This window comes from Streptomyces sp. UG1 (assembly GCF_049974585.1).
Lineage (GTDB): Bacteria > Actinomycetota > Actinomycetes > Streptomycetales > Streptomycetaceae > Streptomyces.
The window spans coordinates 161756-174870 of sequence record NZ_JBNGGG010000022.1 but is presented as its reverse complement, the minus strand read 5'-3'; the positions used below and the strand labels follow the sequence as shown (position 1 = coordinate 174870).

Genomic DNA, 13115 nt, shown 5'->3' with positions numbered 1-13115 from the left:
CGAGCACTTCCTGGCCTTCACCGCCATCGCCTGCAGCCTCATCTGCTACCGCAGACTCACCAAATGAGACGACGTCTTAGGCCGTCGAGGAGGAGGCGTGGAACAGCACGAACCGTCCAGCACAACGGGGCCGACCGGTGAGACCGATCCCGCCAGGGAGCCAGAGGTCGACTCAGACGGCACGGAGGGCTGGCGGGACATGGAAATCTGGAAGGTGCTCACCGGGGCAGACTCTGAACTGGACCCGGAATTCCTAGATTCGACATATGTTGAGACAGATGAAATCTTGACAGACGAATGATCCCGAACTCGGCCACCCCTAAAATTAAATAACACTTGATGCCCATGATCGTTTGATCATAGTATTTAGTTATTACCTCACAGGAACCCATCCTGCGAGACAAGAGCGCAAGGAGTCAGCGACATGAGCGTCACCGAAGCGAACATCGAGGTCATCGCGATCCCGCTCGCGGACATCGAGCCCAACCCGGACCAGCCCCGCAAGTTCTTCGACGAGGCCAAGCTGGAGGAGCTGGCCGCCCAGTTCCGCTCGGTCGGCCAGCTCCAGCCGATCGTGGTCCGCCCGGCCGGCGACAAGCTCCAGATCGTGATGGGTGAGCGCCGGTGGCGGGCGATGCACCTGGTGGAGGGTGCCTCGACCATCGAGGCCAAGGTCGTCGGCAGCGTGGACGACGAGAAGGCGTTCGTGATGGGCATCTCCGAGAACATCGGCCGCGCGGACATGACGCTGATGGAGGAGGCGCAGGCGTACGCGGACCTGGTCGGGTTCGGGTACATGGCGGAGGCCATCGCGGAGATGTTCGGCAAGACCACCGACTACGTGCGGTGGCGGATGGACCTGCTCAACCTCACGACCGACATCGCGGAACTGGTCACCGAGGGCAAGATCAAGGCCGACTTCGCCTGGTACCTGTCCAAGCTCTCGCCGGCGAACCAGAAGGTGGCCGTCACCCGGTACATGAAGGGCGACTTCAAGACGGAGACCGACGCCTCGACCTTCGCGCAGGCCCTGCGGATGAAGGAGAACCAGGAAGGCTTCTTCTCCGACAAGGAGCTGTCGACCAAGGAGAAGGAGGACAAGGCCAAGGAGCGTAAGCAGGCCAAGTCCAAGGTGGACCAGGTCGAGCGGGCCGGGACTCTGCTGGAGGAGCTTGCAAAGCTGACGCCCACGGAGCTGGCGGATCTGTTCGAGGGCGAGGTCGGCAAGCACCTGGACGCGGTGGAGCGGGTACGGAAGTCGGCCGCCGAGGCCGTGAAGAAGCTGCGCAAGGCGAAGGCTATGTCGGAGGCGAAGCAGTTGACGGTGCGCCCGGAGCTGGAGGTCGAGCCGAAGGCGGAGGGCGGCGAGGGCGAGCCGGAGCCGACGGAGTCCGAGCTCGCGGAGGCAGCCAAGCTGGAGGCGACTGCCGGGCGGGAGCAGGAGGAGCCGGTGGCTGCCTGAGATCCTGAGCAGAGAGTAGGTCGGGGGTCCCACCGGAGGACTCCCGGCCACTTTTGCGTACGGGGTGCGGCGGAAGTGGGGTGAGCGTGGGGTGGCTTGGCACCTCCATCTGGGGGCGGACGGAGCATGGGCCCAGGGGGGCGGGGAGCCCTTGCTTCCCCTCGACCACGCTTGAGTGATAAATGAAACTTGGCGGCACGTAATGTTGATGATAGTATTTAATTATCATGAATAAGCTCAATCTCTTGACCGCCTTAATAAATCCACAGGGAGCGGAGGCATCGTGACCGACGTCGTGATCTTCGATCAGGAGTGGATCGTGGACGAGGAGTCCGAGGTCAGTCACGGACTGATGGCCAGGCTGGCCGTCATCGCCGAGACAGGCCGGGAGCGGGCCGAGAGAGCGAATCGCGAGCTCCGCGAGGAGTGGCCGTACGGAGAACGACCATCTCGACTACTTCCTCGACCTGGCCAAGCCTCAGGGGCAGGCCAGGATCCGGGAAGCGGTGTAAGCGGTGATGGCCGGGTTGGGGGCGAGCCCCTGGCCCGGCCATCACCTCATGTCGAGGCCCCAATGGGCCCAGCAGCGAGGAGGAGCATGTTCGAACTGTTCACACACAGGTACCAGGGCTTCGAGCCGTCGATGGGTGTACCGGTGCGCATCACCCTGGGCGCGCCGCGGTGGACCTTGCCGTACACGCTGGAGCACCAGGTACGAGAGGCCGCACCGAGCCGGGAGTACTTCGGGTCCGCGCGCCCGGCGTATGAGACGGCGTACCACGCCCAACTGGAGCGGCATGGAGTCGAGTTCTTCGCCTCCCGCTTCCAGGAGATCGCGGTGGCAGCCAGCGACCTGCGGCTGGTGCTGCTGTGCTTCGAGGACTTGGCGAAGCCGGAGCAGTGGTGCCACCGGCGGATGTTCGCCGAGTGGTGGCAGGAGAGGACCGGGGCGAAGGTGAGGGAGCTGGGGCCCCTCGGTCCGGGATACGAGCAGGGGACGCTGCTGTGACCGAGAAGCAGAGGCCCAACTGGGCCGAGATGAAGCGCGAGGACTTCGAGGCCCCGCCGCAGCCGAGGCCGGCACCGCCAGGCCAAATGGAGCTGTTCGCGCCCGGGCCGGGCAAGGCGAAGGTGAAACCGAAGCCCCAGTCGGAGTGCCCGGCGGGGACGCTGAGCCTGCTAGACGTCGCCTCCCCGGAGGAGTAGCCGCCCTCGTCACAACCCGAGGGGTACCAGCTCATGTGGCGGGCGCAGTACCGCGCCCTCTACATGTGTCGCGACAGTTGAGCGTCTGATACCGTTCAATCAGTGGCGAGGCGACCGACCGTCCAGGTCGCCTCGCCGCGCGCCGGTAGTGCACCTGGCAGCACGCCCCGCCCCCGGTGGGGAGGAGCCCGTTCGAGTCGGGCCCGGCGCTCGAGGACGCGTCCGCACAGGCACGTGGTGCGGAGCCGACCAGCCACGGAACCACCCCCCCTCCAGGCGTCCCCCGCGCCTCCTGGTTCCCCGGCGGCCCGGCACGGCAGGACCAGCCCCCTGCCCCTCCGGTCCCGCGTCCTTGCCCCACCAACTCCGTGCAGGGGAGGCAGCGTTGTTCCACGGCTCGATCCCCGCGGACCTTCGCGCGATCATCCACGAGCACGCAGCAACCTGGCGCGGTCAGGCCGAAGACGTCTATGTCGGCTGTTCGGGCAACTTCACCATCGAGCGCGTCCTGCACGACACTGGCTTCCGGCTCCATGGCTGCGACGTGCAGCTGTACTCGTCGGCGATCGGCTGGTACCTCGCTGGCCAGGAGCTGCCCATCACGATCCGCCCCGAGTCAGCGGGCGAACTCGCCTGGCTGGCCCCCTACTTCGACAGCAGGGCGGGAACGCTCGCGGTGGTCCTCCTCGGCTCCCGCTTCTTCCAGTAGCTCGGCCGCGGCGACCACCCGTACTACGGGCGGATGCTGGCCGCGTACCGGAAGCAGTTCCCCGAGCTCCACGCCAAGACGGTCACGAAGATCGAGGCACTGCCGCTGCGACTCGCCTCGTACACGCCGATGGACGTGAACCAGTGGCTGGCCGAGCGGGTGCCGAACGATGCGCCCGTGGTGGCCTTCCCGCCGTTCTACGCGGGGGACTACGAGGGCCAGTTCGCGGCGTTGGACAAGCACCTCCAGTGGCCGGCGCCGGAGTACCCGACGCTGGACGACGCGGCGAAGCAGACGCTGATCGAGCGCGTCACCGACCGGCCGCACTGGATGCTCGGCCTGCACTTCGACGTTGACGAGTTGGCCGGGCATCTACGCGGTCAGGTGCAGACGGCCAACCGAGGGCTGCCGATCAACGTGTACTCGTCGGTGCCGCGGTCACGGATCGTGCGCCCCAATCAGCGTCTGGAGCCGGTGTGCGCCCCACGACTGGTACCGGGCCGGCGACTCGGCGGGACGCTGACGCTGGCCCCGCTGTCCATGGGGCAGTTCGCAACGCTGCGCTCGCAGTACATGAACCACAACATCCGCCCAGGCACCCCGACGATGGCACTGACGGTCCTGGCCGACGGGCTCGTAGTGGGGGCGTTCGCGTTCTCGACGCCGAAGTACGACCCGCACAACGTGTACATGCTCTCCGACTTCCCAGTGGCGCCGACGTCGTACGGGCGCCTGGCCAAGCTCGTGCTGTACGCGGCGCTGTCGAGGGAGGCCCAGTTCCTGGCGCAGCGGACCATGAACACCCGCCTGACCCGGCTGAACACGACGGCGTTCACGCAGCGCCCGGCGTCCATGAAGTACCGCGGGCTGCTGCGCCTGAACTCCCGCAAGGACTCCACCGACCCCGCCTACCGCTACCAGCTCGACTACGGCAGCGAGCTGGGCCGCTGGTCGCTGGCCGAGGGGTTCGCCGAGTGGAGCCGCAAGCACGGATACATCACCGAAGGACTCCAGGAGGACACACCCCGGTGACCCAGCTCAGCAAGCCCCGCATCGTCGAGGGCGACCCGCGCGACCTGACGCTGCTCGACGTGAACGCCCGATTCATGCGGCACGAGCAGTTCCAGCGCCTGGTCGCGAACATCCGCGAGGACGGTCACCTGACGTCGACCCCGCTGGTGTGGCACAACGCCGACTCCGGGCGCCGCATCGTCCTGTCCGGGAACCACCGTACGAAGGCGGCCATCGAGGCCGGCCTGCCAACGATCTTCTGGCTGGAGATCACCGACCCACTCCCCCGCCAGAAGCAGATCGCGCTGCAACTGTCCCACAACGCGATCGCCGGCGAGGACGACCCGGCGACGCTGAAGGCGCTGTACGAGGAGCTGGAGGACGTCTCCATGCGCCTGTACTCGGGGCTGGACGACAAGACCCTCGACCTGCTCGACGAGGTCACCGTGCCAAGCCTCGCGGAGGCGAACTTGGACTTCGCGACCGTGCAGATCGTGTTTCTGCCGGAGGAGAAGGAGGCTGCGGAGAAGGCGCTGGAAGCAGCCCGGAAGGCGGCCGCCGCCGACGCCCGCTGGCTGGCACGCATCGAGCAGTACGAGAGCGTGCTGGACACCCTCGACACGACGAAGGGCGCGCACAACATTGGCAACGTCGCTGCCGCGTTCGCGATCATCCTCACGGTCGTGGAGCGGCACCTCGGCGAACTGGCGGAGGGCTGGTACGACCCCGACGAGCTGACCGCGAAGCGCAAGGGCACCGCTCCGATCGAGACGGTGCTCGCGACACGCACCATGCCGGCCGACGCCGCAGCGGTCGTCCAGCGGGCCATCGACCGCATGGAGCGGGACGGCGACATCGAGGCCGGGCAGCGGTGGCGGGCTTTGGAACTGTGGGCCGCCGACTATCTGGCCGGCGCGACGTGAGCGCGGTCTGGAAGGCGAACGAGGATCTGTACCGCAAGCTGCTCACCGAGCGATACGGCCCTCTGGACCATCTGGAGGCCGAGCGCTACCCCATGGTCGAGGAGACGACCGAGTCGGGGATGGGTGCGAGCGAGGAGCAGTGGCGCCGCCAGGTCCGCGGCATAGCCGTCCGCTACGGTTGGCGGCTGCAGTACCACACCGCAGACTCCCGCCGTTCCGATCCTGGCTGGCCGGACGAGGTCTTCGGCCATCTCGACCAACATCGCACGCTCTTTGTCGAGTTCAAGACAGACGCGGGACGGATCCGCCCAGCTCAGCGAGAGTGGCTGGCCCACCTGGCCGACAGCGGCTTCGAAGTCGCCATATGGCGACCGCGAGATCTGCACACCGTGCTGCGCGTCCTCGGCCCCGCCCGGCAACGCGCCACACTTCCGCCGAACTTCCGGAGGCCTACGCCGTGAACGACTTGCCGACCATCAAGCACGCCCGCCTCTGTGACGTCGAGGCGACGCCGGGCGACGTCCGCAAACGGATCGCGCAATGAACCTGGCCAAGGACTCCTCGTCGTGGGAACGCACGGTCTCGGTCACCCCGCTGCCTGAGGCCGTGCGCCGCAGAGCCGCACTGCAGGTCGCCGCTCGTGCGGTGGGCCGGAGCCGGGGGCAGCGCAGAGCGGACTGCGCCGACCTCCTGGAACACCTGGGGCTGCGCGATCCGACGCTGCGCAGAATGACGGGGTGACCGACATCGTGGAAGCCCAATGGCAGCGGATCCGACCGACGGCGAGCGGACCCACCTGGCTCGTGAACAGCTTCACGGCGCTCGTGCAGGCCGCGTACGAGGAGCCGCGGCTGCGGCGGCTCTACCCCTGGACGGGCATGTGGGAGCTGCACTTCAGCCGATGCACCGAGCCGCGTTTCACCTGGGACATCCCATACGCTGCTCCGCTGACCGGCGGTGGCTACCGGGTCGATGGACCATCGCGCAGTCAGCACATCGGCGAGGCAGCCACCGCGCACGAGGCTGTCGCCCTGGTGGTCGAGCGCCTGCCCTCCGGCTGTGGCCGGGCCTTCATCGGTACCGCGGCGGAGCTGAAGCAACAGGAGAGGGCACAAGCAGACGGGTAGGAGCACGACGATCGGATGGCGGACAGCGCCGAGGCATGGGAGCGGCAGCCGGGCGAATCGGCCGCCGCGTGGGAGGCGTTTGCCTGCTACCGCGACCTCGGCCTGTCCCGCAGCATCGGCAAGGTCGCCGAGCGGCTGGTGAAGTCCCGCACCCTCATCGAACGCTGGTCAACGGCCCACCGCTGGGTGCTGCGCGCCGAGGCGTGGGACCGCGAACAGGACCGGCTCTGGCGCGCCGAACGACACCAAGCCGCCCGCGAGGTCGCCCGTCGACACGCCCGCCTCGCCTCCGCCGCCCAGTCGAAGATCGTCGCCCAGCTCCAGCAACTCGACCCCTCACGCCTCAGCCCGTCGGACGTGATCCGCTGGCTTGAGGTGACGATCCGCATCGAGCGCCAGGCATACGGCATGGACGTGGGCGACGTCAGCCCGGCTTCGAGGGGCCCTGAGACGACGGAGGTGTCCGGGCTGACGGACGAGGAGCGCCGCGCCCGGATGGAACAGCTGCGTCGTGAACTTGAGGCCCGTATCGGATCGTTGGGCGGTGAACAGACCTGACCGCTCACTCCCCGACCGGGCTGCCGGACCCCGCAGGCATGTCCGACGCCGAGCTTCACGCCGAGATCTCCGCACTGATCGAGGCGGACGCCTCGTCGGCACGCCGCTGGGCATGCGACCGCACCGGCTGCGACGGCCTGCCCCATGAAGGCTGGCTGCACCACCATGCCCGCGCCGCGCAACGACTGCCCGAGGGCGACTGGGCGGCATGGATGATGCTGACGGGACGAGGTTGGGGGAAGACCAAGTCCGCCGCCGAGGCCGTATGGGAATGGACGACCACTCCGGGCACGATGATCGCGGTCGTCGCGAAGAACGCCAACCTGGTCAAGGAGATCTGCTTCGAATCCCCCAAGTCCGGCCTCCTGGCAGTCATTCCACCCGAGGACATCCGCCGCTACAGCCCCGGCAACGGTCTGACGACCCTCCGCCTGAAGAACGGCTCGACGATCTACGGCTTCGGCGCCGAAACCCCGGACAACCTGCGCGGCTTCGCCTTCGACAAGGGTTGGCTCGACGAGTACGCCGCCTGGAACCGCCACACCGCCCAGTCGGTGTACGACATGCTGTGGTTCTGCCTACGCGAGGCACCGAGCCCACAGGTCGTCGTCTCCACCACCCCCAAGCCACTCCCCCACGTCAAGCGCCTGGTAGAGCGCGGACGCCGCCCCGGCTCCACCGTGGTGCTGACGACCGGCCGCACCGAGGACAACCGCGCCAACCTCTCCCCTGCCGCCCTCGCCGAACTCGACTCCGAATACGGCGGGACCCGCCTCGGGCGCCAGGAACTCGACGGCGTCCTTCTGGAAGACGTCGAAGGCGCCCTGTGGAAGCAATGGATGTTCGAGGTCGAGGGCTTCCGCATCGCCCGCACCGCAATCCCGCCGCTCGACCGCCTGGTCGTCGCCGTCGACCCAGCGGTCACAACGACGGATACCGCGGACCTGACCGCCTTCACAGTGGCCGGCCGCTCCTTTCCCCTGGAGCAGATGTACGGCGACCGCCGCCCCCGCGGCTACGTCCTGCACGCCGAACAAGACCGCTACACCCCGACCGCCGCGATGCGCCGAGCCGCTGCCCTGTACCACGAGCACCAAGCGGACTGCGTGGTCATCGAGGCCAACAACGGCGGCGACTACCTTCCCGCTCTCCTCGCCGAGGTCGATCCGACGGTCCCATGTCGCGTCGTCCACGCTACCCGCGGCAAGCGGGCCCGCGCGGCCCCGGTGGCAATGCTGTACGAGCAGTCGCGCATCAGCCACGCCGGACCCCCGCGGACGTTCGCAGTGCTGGAGGAGCAGATGACGACGTATGTCGGCGCCTCCGAGGCCGAGGAGAAATCGCCGGACCTACTCGACTCGTGCGTATGGGCTCTCACAGACCTGTTCCTCGACGCATCGGCGCCGGGCGCGCCGACTGGAGCGCAGGACCGGCGTCTGCAAGGCCGCCGATGACGGGGAGGCCACTTCAGCAACGTGAGCCCCGGGTGGGTGCCGGCCTGTTGGTCGGCACCCACCACGGGGCCGTGGGGCGGTACTACTGGTAGCGGATGCGGCGCGGGACCGCGAGGTACTGGCCGTATTCGCTGAGGTAGTCGTCGAGGAGTTCACGCAGCTTCTGAGCCTCTGCCGGGAGCGCCGCCGAGAAGGCGGCCCATCCGGCGAGGGTCAGTTCGTGCGGGAGGTCGACGAGGCCGGTGATCGCGTCCCAGAAGGCGTTCCAGTTGCGGCCGTAGAAGTCGGGGAACATCAGCTCCCGCTGCAGGAGCCGTTGGAGTTCCTCGGCGTCCCGTACCTTGGTCAGGTCGATGACCAGTGAGTCGGGGACCGTGGGTTCCGCTTCGTTTGTTCCGTCTGTCTCGTCTGTCATCACGGCCAGGGTCTTTCAATAGGTGCCGACGAAATCGACGGTCTTGTAGTGGTCGGTGGTCACGTACAGCAGGCCGTCGTCGGAGTAGAGCAGTCGCGTGCCCGGCTGCTTGGACCGCTTCATGGTATTGGTCAGGCCGACATCGGCCTCGTACCACACACGTCCCGACTTGGTGGGCAGGCCGATGGAGGCGGGGTCGCGGAAGACATCGCCGCCGATCTGGCCTCCCGGCACGTGGTTGCCGAGTGCCTTGCCCGGTTCCCAGCCCTTCTGGGCGGCCTGGCTCTTCGTCACGTAGTTCGAGGGGAGCTTGCCGGTCTTGCGCAGGCTGTCGATGAGCGGGTTGGCCTTCTCCGTGGTGCTCAGTACGGCGGTGAGCCGGGAGGCGTTGTACAGGCTGTCGGCGCCCTTGTACCCGGCCTTCATCGTGCGCAGGATGACGACCGCTCCCACAGCGCGGTCCAGGCCGGACAGGGGTTCACCGGTGGCGGAGTCCGTGCCGGTGATGGCCTGCCAGATGCCCTTGATGTCCCCGATCCCCGGGGTGAGGTCGAGCAGCACGGACAGCTTGCGCTGCTGGGCCGCGTCCTGGGCGAAGGACTTCTTGCTGCCGAAGAGGGTGTCCAGGTTGGAGAAGTCGAAGTCGATCCGGCCGGGGGTGATGTGGTTCAGCCGCTCGAACCCCTTGGCCATCTTCTTGACGGCCTTGTTGGTCTCGGCCAGGGCCTTGTTCGCTTCGCTGATCCCCTTGTTCATCTGGGCCATGCCGCTGTTGGCGCGGTCGATGCCGGCGTTCGCCTGCTTGAGCCCGGCGTTGACCTCCGCCACACCCTGGTTCATCTGGTCGAGCCCGGAGTTCATCTGCGCCATTCCGGCGTTCATGGTGTCCAGGGCACCCATGATGTCCTTGTAGGTCTTGCCGACCTCCAGCTCCTTGATCAGGTACATCGTGTCCCTGAGCAGCTTGGCGGTCGACTTGGTGGCCTTCACCGCCTCGCGGCCGAATTCGGCGGCGGCCCTGCCCTTCTTCTCCGCCTGCGCGGCGGACTGGAGGAATTTCGTGCGGAGCGCCTTGTCCGTCAGCAGCAGTGACGGATCGTCCGCTGCCGCGTATGCCTTGACGGTGGCGTCGTATGCGTACTGGGCATCGAGCTGTCCGTCGCGGGCCTCATGGATGAGGTGCAGCACGAGGAACCATGTGACACCTCGCTCGGCTATCTGATGGACCAGGTTCTGAAGGCAGGCCGGGCGCTCGGTCAGTGGCTTGTTCAAGCACTCCTGCACCGAGGCATCGGCGGTCTTCTTCAGGGCGTCCCTGACACAGCCGATCTTCTTCAGAGGGGTCAGGTCCTTGCAGGAGGCGAGGGGGCTCGATGCGGCGGCGGCCGACTGTGCGGGCGCGGCGGCGACGGTTCCGGTCAAGGCCAGGACCAGTGCCAGGACGGCAGTGACGATCCGGGATACCGGCTTGTTCTGTCTCAATTGTTCCCCCGCGTCATCACGGAATGCCCCGCACCCCCGTAAGGAGGTCACCCCTGGTCAGGGAGTGGGCGACAGACCGGAGACGCCGTTTGGCGAAAATGTGCACACTTATGTTACTAGAGAGTAGGAAGGTTCTCGGCCAATGGGGCCGTCGGTGACGAGACCGCGCAACGAGGGTCCGGCCGCTGATGTGGCGTCGAAGGCCCAGGACTCTCGTTAGGCTGCGCCGCCCTTGGAACGGATCACGACCCGGGAGTGCGGACATGCGGCGCTGGCGGCAGCTCATCATCGACACTTGGGGAGCGCTCTCATACAAACCGGCGTTCCAAGCAGCGGCCGAAGGGCGCCCCACGCGGCTGCCGGGTCCCATGGCGGCATCGTGGCTGCCGGAGTCGGAACGCCGTCGGCTGGCCGCGTACACCGTGCTGGCCGCCTACGACAACAACCAGGCCGCCCCTCTTCTCGGTGAGGACGGCGACGACCGGCGCGAGTATGGCGACGCCTCCCTGATCGTCGACCAGACATTGAGCCATCTGCTCGGCGAGACGCAGCAGATCGTCGTCGAGGGCGCCGAGGACGGCACAGCAGCCCAGGAACGCGAGGCATTGCTGCGGGAGTGGGCACAGGCCGAGCATCTGCCGATGCGGATGCAGCATGCCGAGCGCACCGCGGTGCTGCTGGGCGACACCGTCTACCTGCTGGCCTGGTCACGCACCAAGGCCCGCCCTGTCCTGAAGGTCATCGACCCCGGCTTCTACTTTCCTGTACTGCCGGACGGCGCGCTCGACGCAACGGAGTACCCAGACCGCGTGCACCTGGCGTGGGAGGTACCAGAGGACGCGACGACCGGCCGCAAGGGCACGCTGCGGAGGGTCACGTACGAGCTGGGCCCCATCGGAGAGGGCGGCGGGACTATGCGCACCTACTCGTGGTCAAGCCAACCGAGCAACGTCACCTGCTACCTCACCGACGCCGAATGGGACCTGGACCAGGTCGACAAGATCGACGACATCGACGCGCTCTCCCTGTCACGCGCCCGCTTCCGTACCAACGCCGATGGCGAGGTCCTGAACCGGCTCGACCTCCAGTTGGACTTCATCCCGGTCATCCACGTCCCGAACACGATCAACGGTGCCGACCACTTCGGCCAGTCGAGCCTGCTCTCCGCCGCACAGCTCCTTGACGACCTCGCCGCAGCCGATACGGACAGCCAGCGCGCCTCGGCGACCACCGGTTCACCGATCATCGGCCTGTCCGGGGCACGACTGCCGGTCGACCGCAGGACCGGCAACCCGCTGCCGGTCCAGGTGGAACCGGGAATGGTCTGGCCGCTCGGCGACAGTGGACAGCTCAGTACCGTCGACACTTCGGCCCAGCTCGCCGAACTCCGCGAGTACGTCAAGACGTTGCGCGACCGCCTGTCGGTGGTGACCCGCCTCCCGAGCAGCGTGCTGGGCACGGTCCGCCCCTCCGAGGTGCCGTCCGGATACGCTCTGCAGCTCAGCTTCGGCCCACTGGACGCCATGGTCCGTTCCATGCGGCTGGCCCGCGAGGCGAAGTACCCGCTGCTGCTGAAGATGGTGCAGCGGCTATACCAGCTCGGCGGTGCACTGCCTCCCGGCGACAACCCCCGCGCCACGATCTCCTTCGGCGCCTACCTGCCTACCGACCTGTCCGCCGCCCTGGACCTGGCAACGCAAGGGGTCCAGGCGGGTGTGCTCTCACTCGAGACGGCCGTACGACTGCTGGTCGATGCCGGCTTCCCGATCGAGGACGCCGCCCTCGAAATGGAGCGCATCCGGGAGCGCGATGTCGGCGGCTGCACGGAAGAACACCGACGACGAGGGGGAAGCAGAGAGCGACGAGGCCGCCTGATCCTCTGAGAAGGCAACCACACGACGCCCACTGATGGTTAGACTGCGCGCCGACGCGGGGGGCGTCTGGGCGAGGAGTCCTGCCCATGACCGTACGAACGCCGCGCACAAGCCCGCCCCTGCCGCTCGCCCCGCTCGGATACCGCCGCGACGGCCGCCCGATCCTGCCGATCCTCGGAGCCTCCTCAGACGACCCCGGTGCACCGCCGTCGTCAGGCTCCGAGAGGACGACGGAGGACACCGACGGGTCGATGGTCACGATCCCCCAGGACGAACTGTCCCGCCGCTTTGCCCGCGAGAAGGACCAGGGTCGCCGCGCCGGCGTGCGGGACCTGCTCGGCCAACTCGGCTTCGAGTCGGCGAAGGCCCTGACGGAGTACGTGGAGGGTCAACGCCAGGCGGAACAGCAGCGGAAGGACGACGAACGAGGACGCCTTTCCGAAGTCGAGCGGCGCGAACAGGCCGCCAGGGACCGCGAACAGCAGGCGCAGGACCGTGAGGCAGCGGCGGTTGCCCGGGAGCGCGATGCTGCTCGCCGAGCTGCACTGGTCGGCTTGGGAGCCACGGGCACGGAACTGGAGGACGCGGTCGTGCTGCTCGCCCGCCAGGTCTACCCGGATTCCGATGACACCGCTCTGGCCCAGGCCGCTGAGGATCTCAAGCAGCGCCGCCCAGAACTCTTCGGCTCACGGACCCCACAGGCCCCGGCAGCTCCACCCTCGGGTAGCCCAGCCGCGGTCCCTTCCCGCTCCGGCGGAACCCCGCCCCGCCCGGGGCACTTCGGCCTGGACATCGCCCGGCGCCGAGGCCACCTGAAGACCTCCTGACTCCCCGGCCACCCACGGGGACCGCGCCCCCCGTACCCGCGGACTACGGCACCACCCGGTGACCGTA

General features: G+C 67.8%; 15 protein-coding genes, 1 tRNA gene and 1 pseudogene. 15 read left to right on the top strand and 2 right to left on the bottom strand.

The genetic code is table 11. The features are described 5' to 3' along the window. The first annotated feature begins 97 nt into the window (after positions 1-97). The 13 genes and pseudogenes from ACP4J3_RS24830 to ACP4J3_RS24770 all read left to right on the top strand — a co-directional run bounded on the left by ACP4J3_RS24830 (position 98) and on the right by ACP4J3_RS24770 (position 8450). On the top strand, positions 98-301 hold the full coding sequence (locus ACP4J3_RS24830) for a hypothetical protein (protein ID WP_426538010.1): 204 nt from the start codon (positions 98-100) through the stop codon (positions 299-301). Positions 302-424: 123 nt separating this feature from the next. Beyond that, on the top strand, positions 425-1462 hold the full coding sequence (locus ACP4J3_RS24825; protein WP_426538008.1) for a ParB/RepB/Spo0J family partition protein: 1038 nt from the start codon (positions 425-427) through the stop codon (positions 1460-1462). Positions 1463-2060: 598 nt separating this feature from the next. Further along, entirely contained in the window at positions 2061-2471 is a 411-nt protein-coding gene (locus ACP4J3_RS24820; protein WP_426538006.1) for a hypothetical protein, read from the top strand. After that, entirely contained in the window at positions 2468-2668 is a 201-nt protein-coding gene (locus tag ACP4J3_RS24815) for a hypothetical protein (protein WP_426538004.1), read from the top strand. Before ACP4J3_RS24820 ends, ACP4J3_RS24815 begins: the two co-directional genes overlap by 4 nt. Positions 2669-2807: 139 nt before the next feature. After that, a tRNA-Gly gene (locus ACP4J3_RS24810) sits at positions 2808-2879 on the top strand. Positions 2880-3020: 141 nt separating this feature from the next. After that, a pseudogene (locus tag ACP4J3_RS24805) lies at positions 3021-3854 on the top strand (hypothetical protein); the annotation flags it as partial. Then, positions 3852-4409: a hypothetical protein gene (locus tag ACP4J3_RS24800; RefSeq protein ID WP_426538018.1), complete on the top strand. Its 558-nt coding sequence runs from the start codon at positions 3852-3854 to the stop codon at positions 4407-4409. The pseudogene ACP4J3_RS24805 and the gene ACP4J3_RS24800, both read left to right, overlap by 3 nt. Beyond that, complete coding sequence (locus tag ACP4J3_RS24795) at positions 4406-5311, top strand: ParB N-terminal domain-containing protein (protein WP_426538002.1); 906 nt, start codon at positions 4406-4408, stop codon at positions 5309-5311. Before ACP4J3_RS24800 ends, ACP4J3_RS24795 begins: the two co-directional genes overlap by 4 nt. Further along, positions 5308-5772: a VRR-NUC domain-containing protein gene (locus ACP4J3_RS24790; RefSeq protein WP_426538000.1), complete on the top strand. Its 465-nt coding sequence runs from the start codon at positions 5308-5310 to the stop codon at positions 5770-5772. Before ACP4J3_RS24795 ends, ACP4J3_RS24790 begins: the two co-directional genes overlap by 4 nt. A 79-nt stretch (positions 5773-5851) precedes the next feature. Continuing rightward, entirely contained in the window at positions 5852-6052 is a 201-nt protein-coding gene (locus ACP4J3_RS24785) for a hypothetical protein (RefSeq protein ID WP_426537998.1), read from the top strand. Then, on the top strand, positions 6049-6438 hold the full coding sequence (locus tag ACP4J3_RS24780) for a DUF6193 family natural product biosynthesis protein (protein ID WP_426537996.1): 390 nt from the start codon (positions 6049-6051) through the stop codon (positions 6436-6438). Before ACP4J3_RS24785 ends, ACP4J3_RS24780 begins: the two co-directional genes overlap by 4 nt. 15 nt (positions 6439-6453) lie before the next feature. Continuing rightward, entirely contained in the window at positions 6454-6996 is a 543-nt protein-coding gene (locus tag ACP4J3_RS24775) for a hypothetical protein (protein ID WP_426537994.1), read from the top strand. Positions 6997-7034: 38 nt separating this feature from the next. Continuing rightward, positions 7035-8450 carry a terminase large subunit domain-containing protein gene (locus ACP4J3_RS24770; protein ID WP_426537992.1) on the top strand — a complete coding sequence of 472 codons (1416 nt, stop codon included), beginning with the start codon at positions 7035-7037 and terminating at the stop codon, positions 8448-8450. An 82-nt stretch (positions 8451-8532) separates the two neighbouring features. On the opposite strand, the gene ACP4J3_RS24765 is transcribed toward ACP4J3_RS24770, so the two are convergent. Both ACP4J3_RS24765 and ACP4J3_RS24760 read right to left on the bottom strand, forming a co-directional pair. Beyond that, a complete protein-coding gene (locus ACP4J3_RS24765; protein ID WP_426537990.1) occupies positions 8533-8865 on the bottom strand; it encodes a barstar family protein in 333 nt (110 codons plus the stop codon). Between the two features lie 15 nt (positions 8866-8880). Beyond that, positions 8881-10347 carry a pre-toxin TG domain-containing protein gene (locus ACP4J3_RS24760; RefSeq protein WP_426537988.1) on the bottom strand — a complete coding sequence of 489 codons (1467 nt, stop codon included), beginning with the start codon at positions 10345-10347 and terminating at the stop codon, positions 8881-8883. Between the two features lie 368 nt (positions 10348-10715). Between ACP4J3_RS24760 and ACP4J3_RS24755 the strand changes: the two genes are divergently transcribed. Next, positions 10716-12230, top strand: a complete 1515-nt coding sequence (locus ACP4J3_RS24755) for a hypothetical protein (RefSeq protein WP_426537986.1) — start codon at positions 10716-10718, stop codon at positions 12228-12230. A 77-nt stretch (positions 12231-12307) separates the two neighbouring features. Next, positions 12308-13048 (top strand): hypothetical protein, encoded by a 741-nt coding sequence (locus ACP4J3_RS24750; protein WP_426537984.1) that lies wholly within the window; start codon positions 12308-12310, stop codon positions 13046-13048. Positions 13049-13115: the final 67 nt, after the last annotated feature.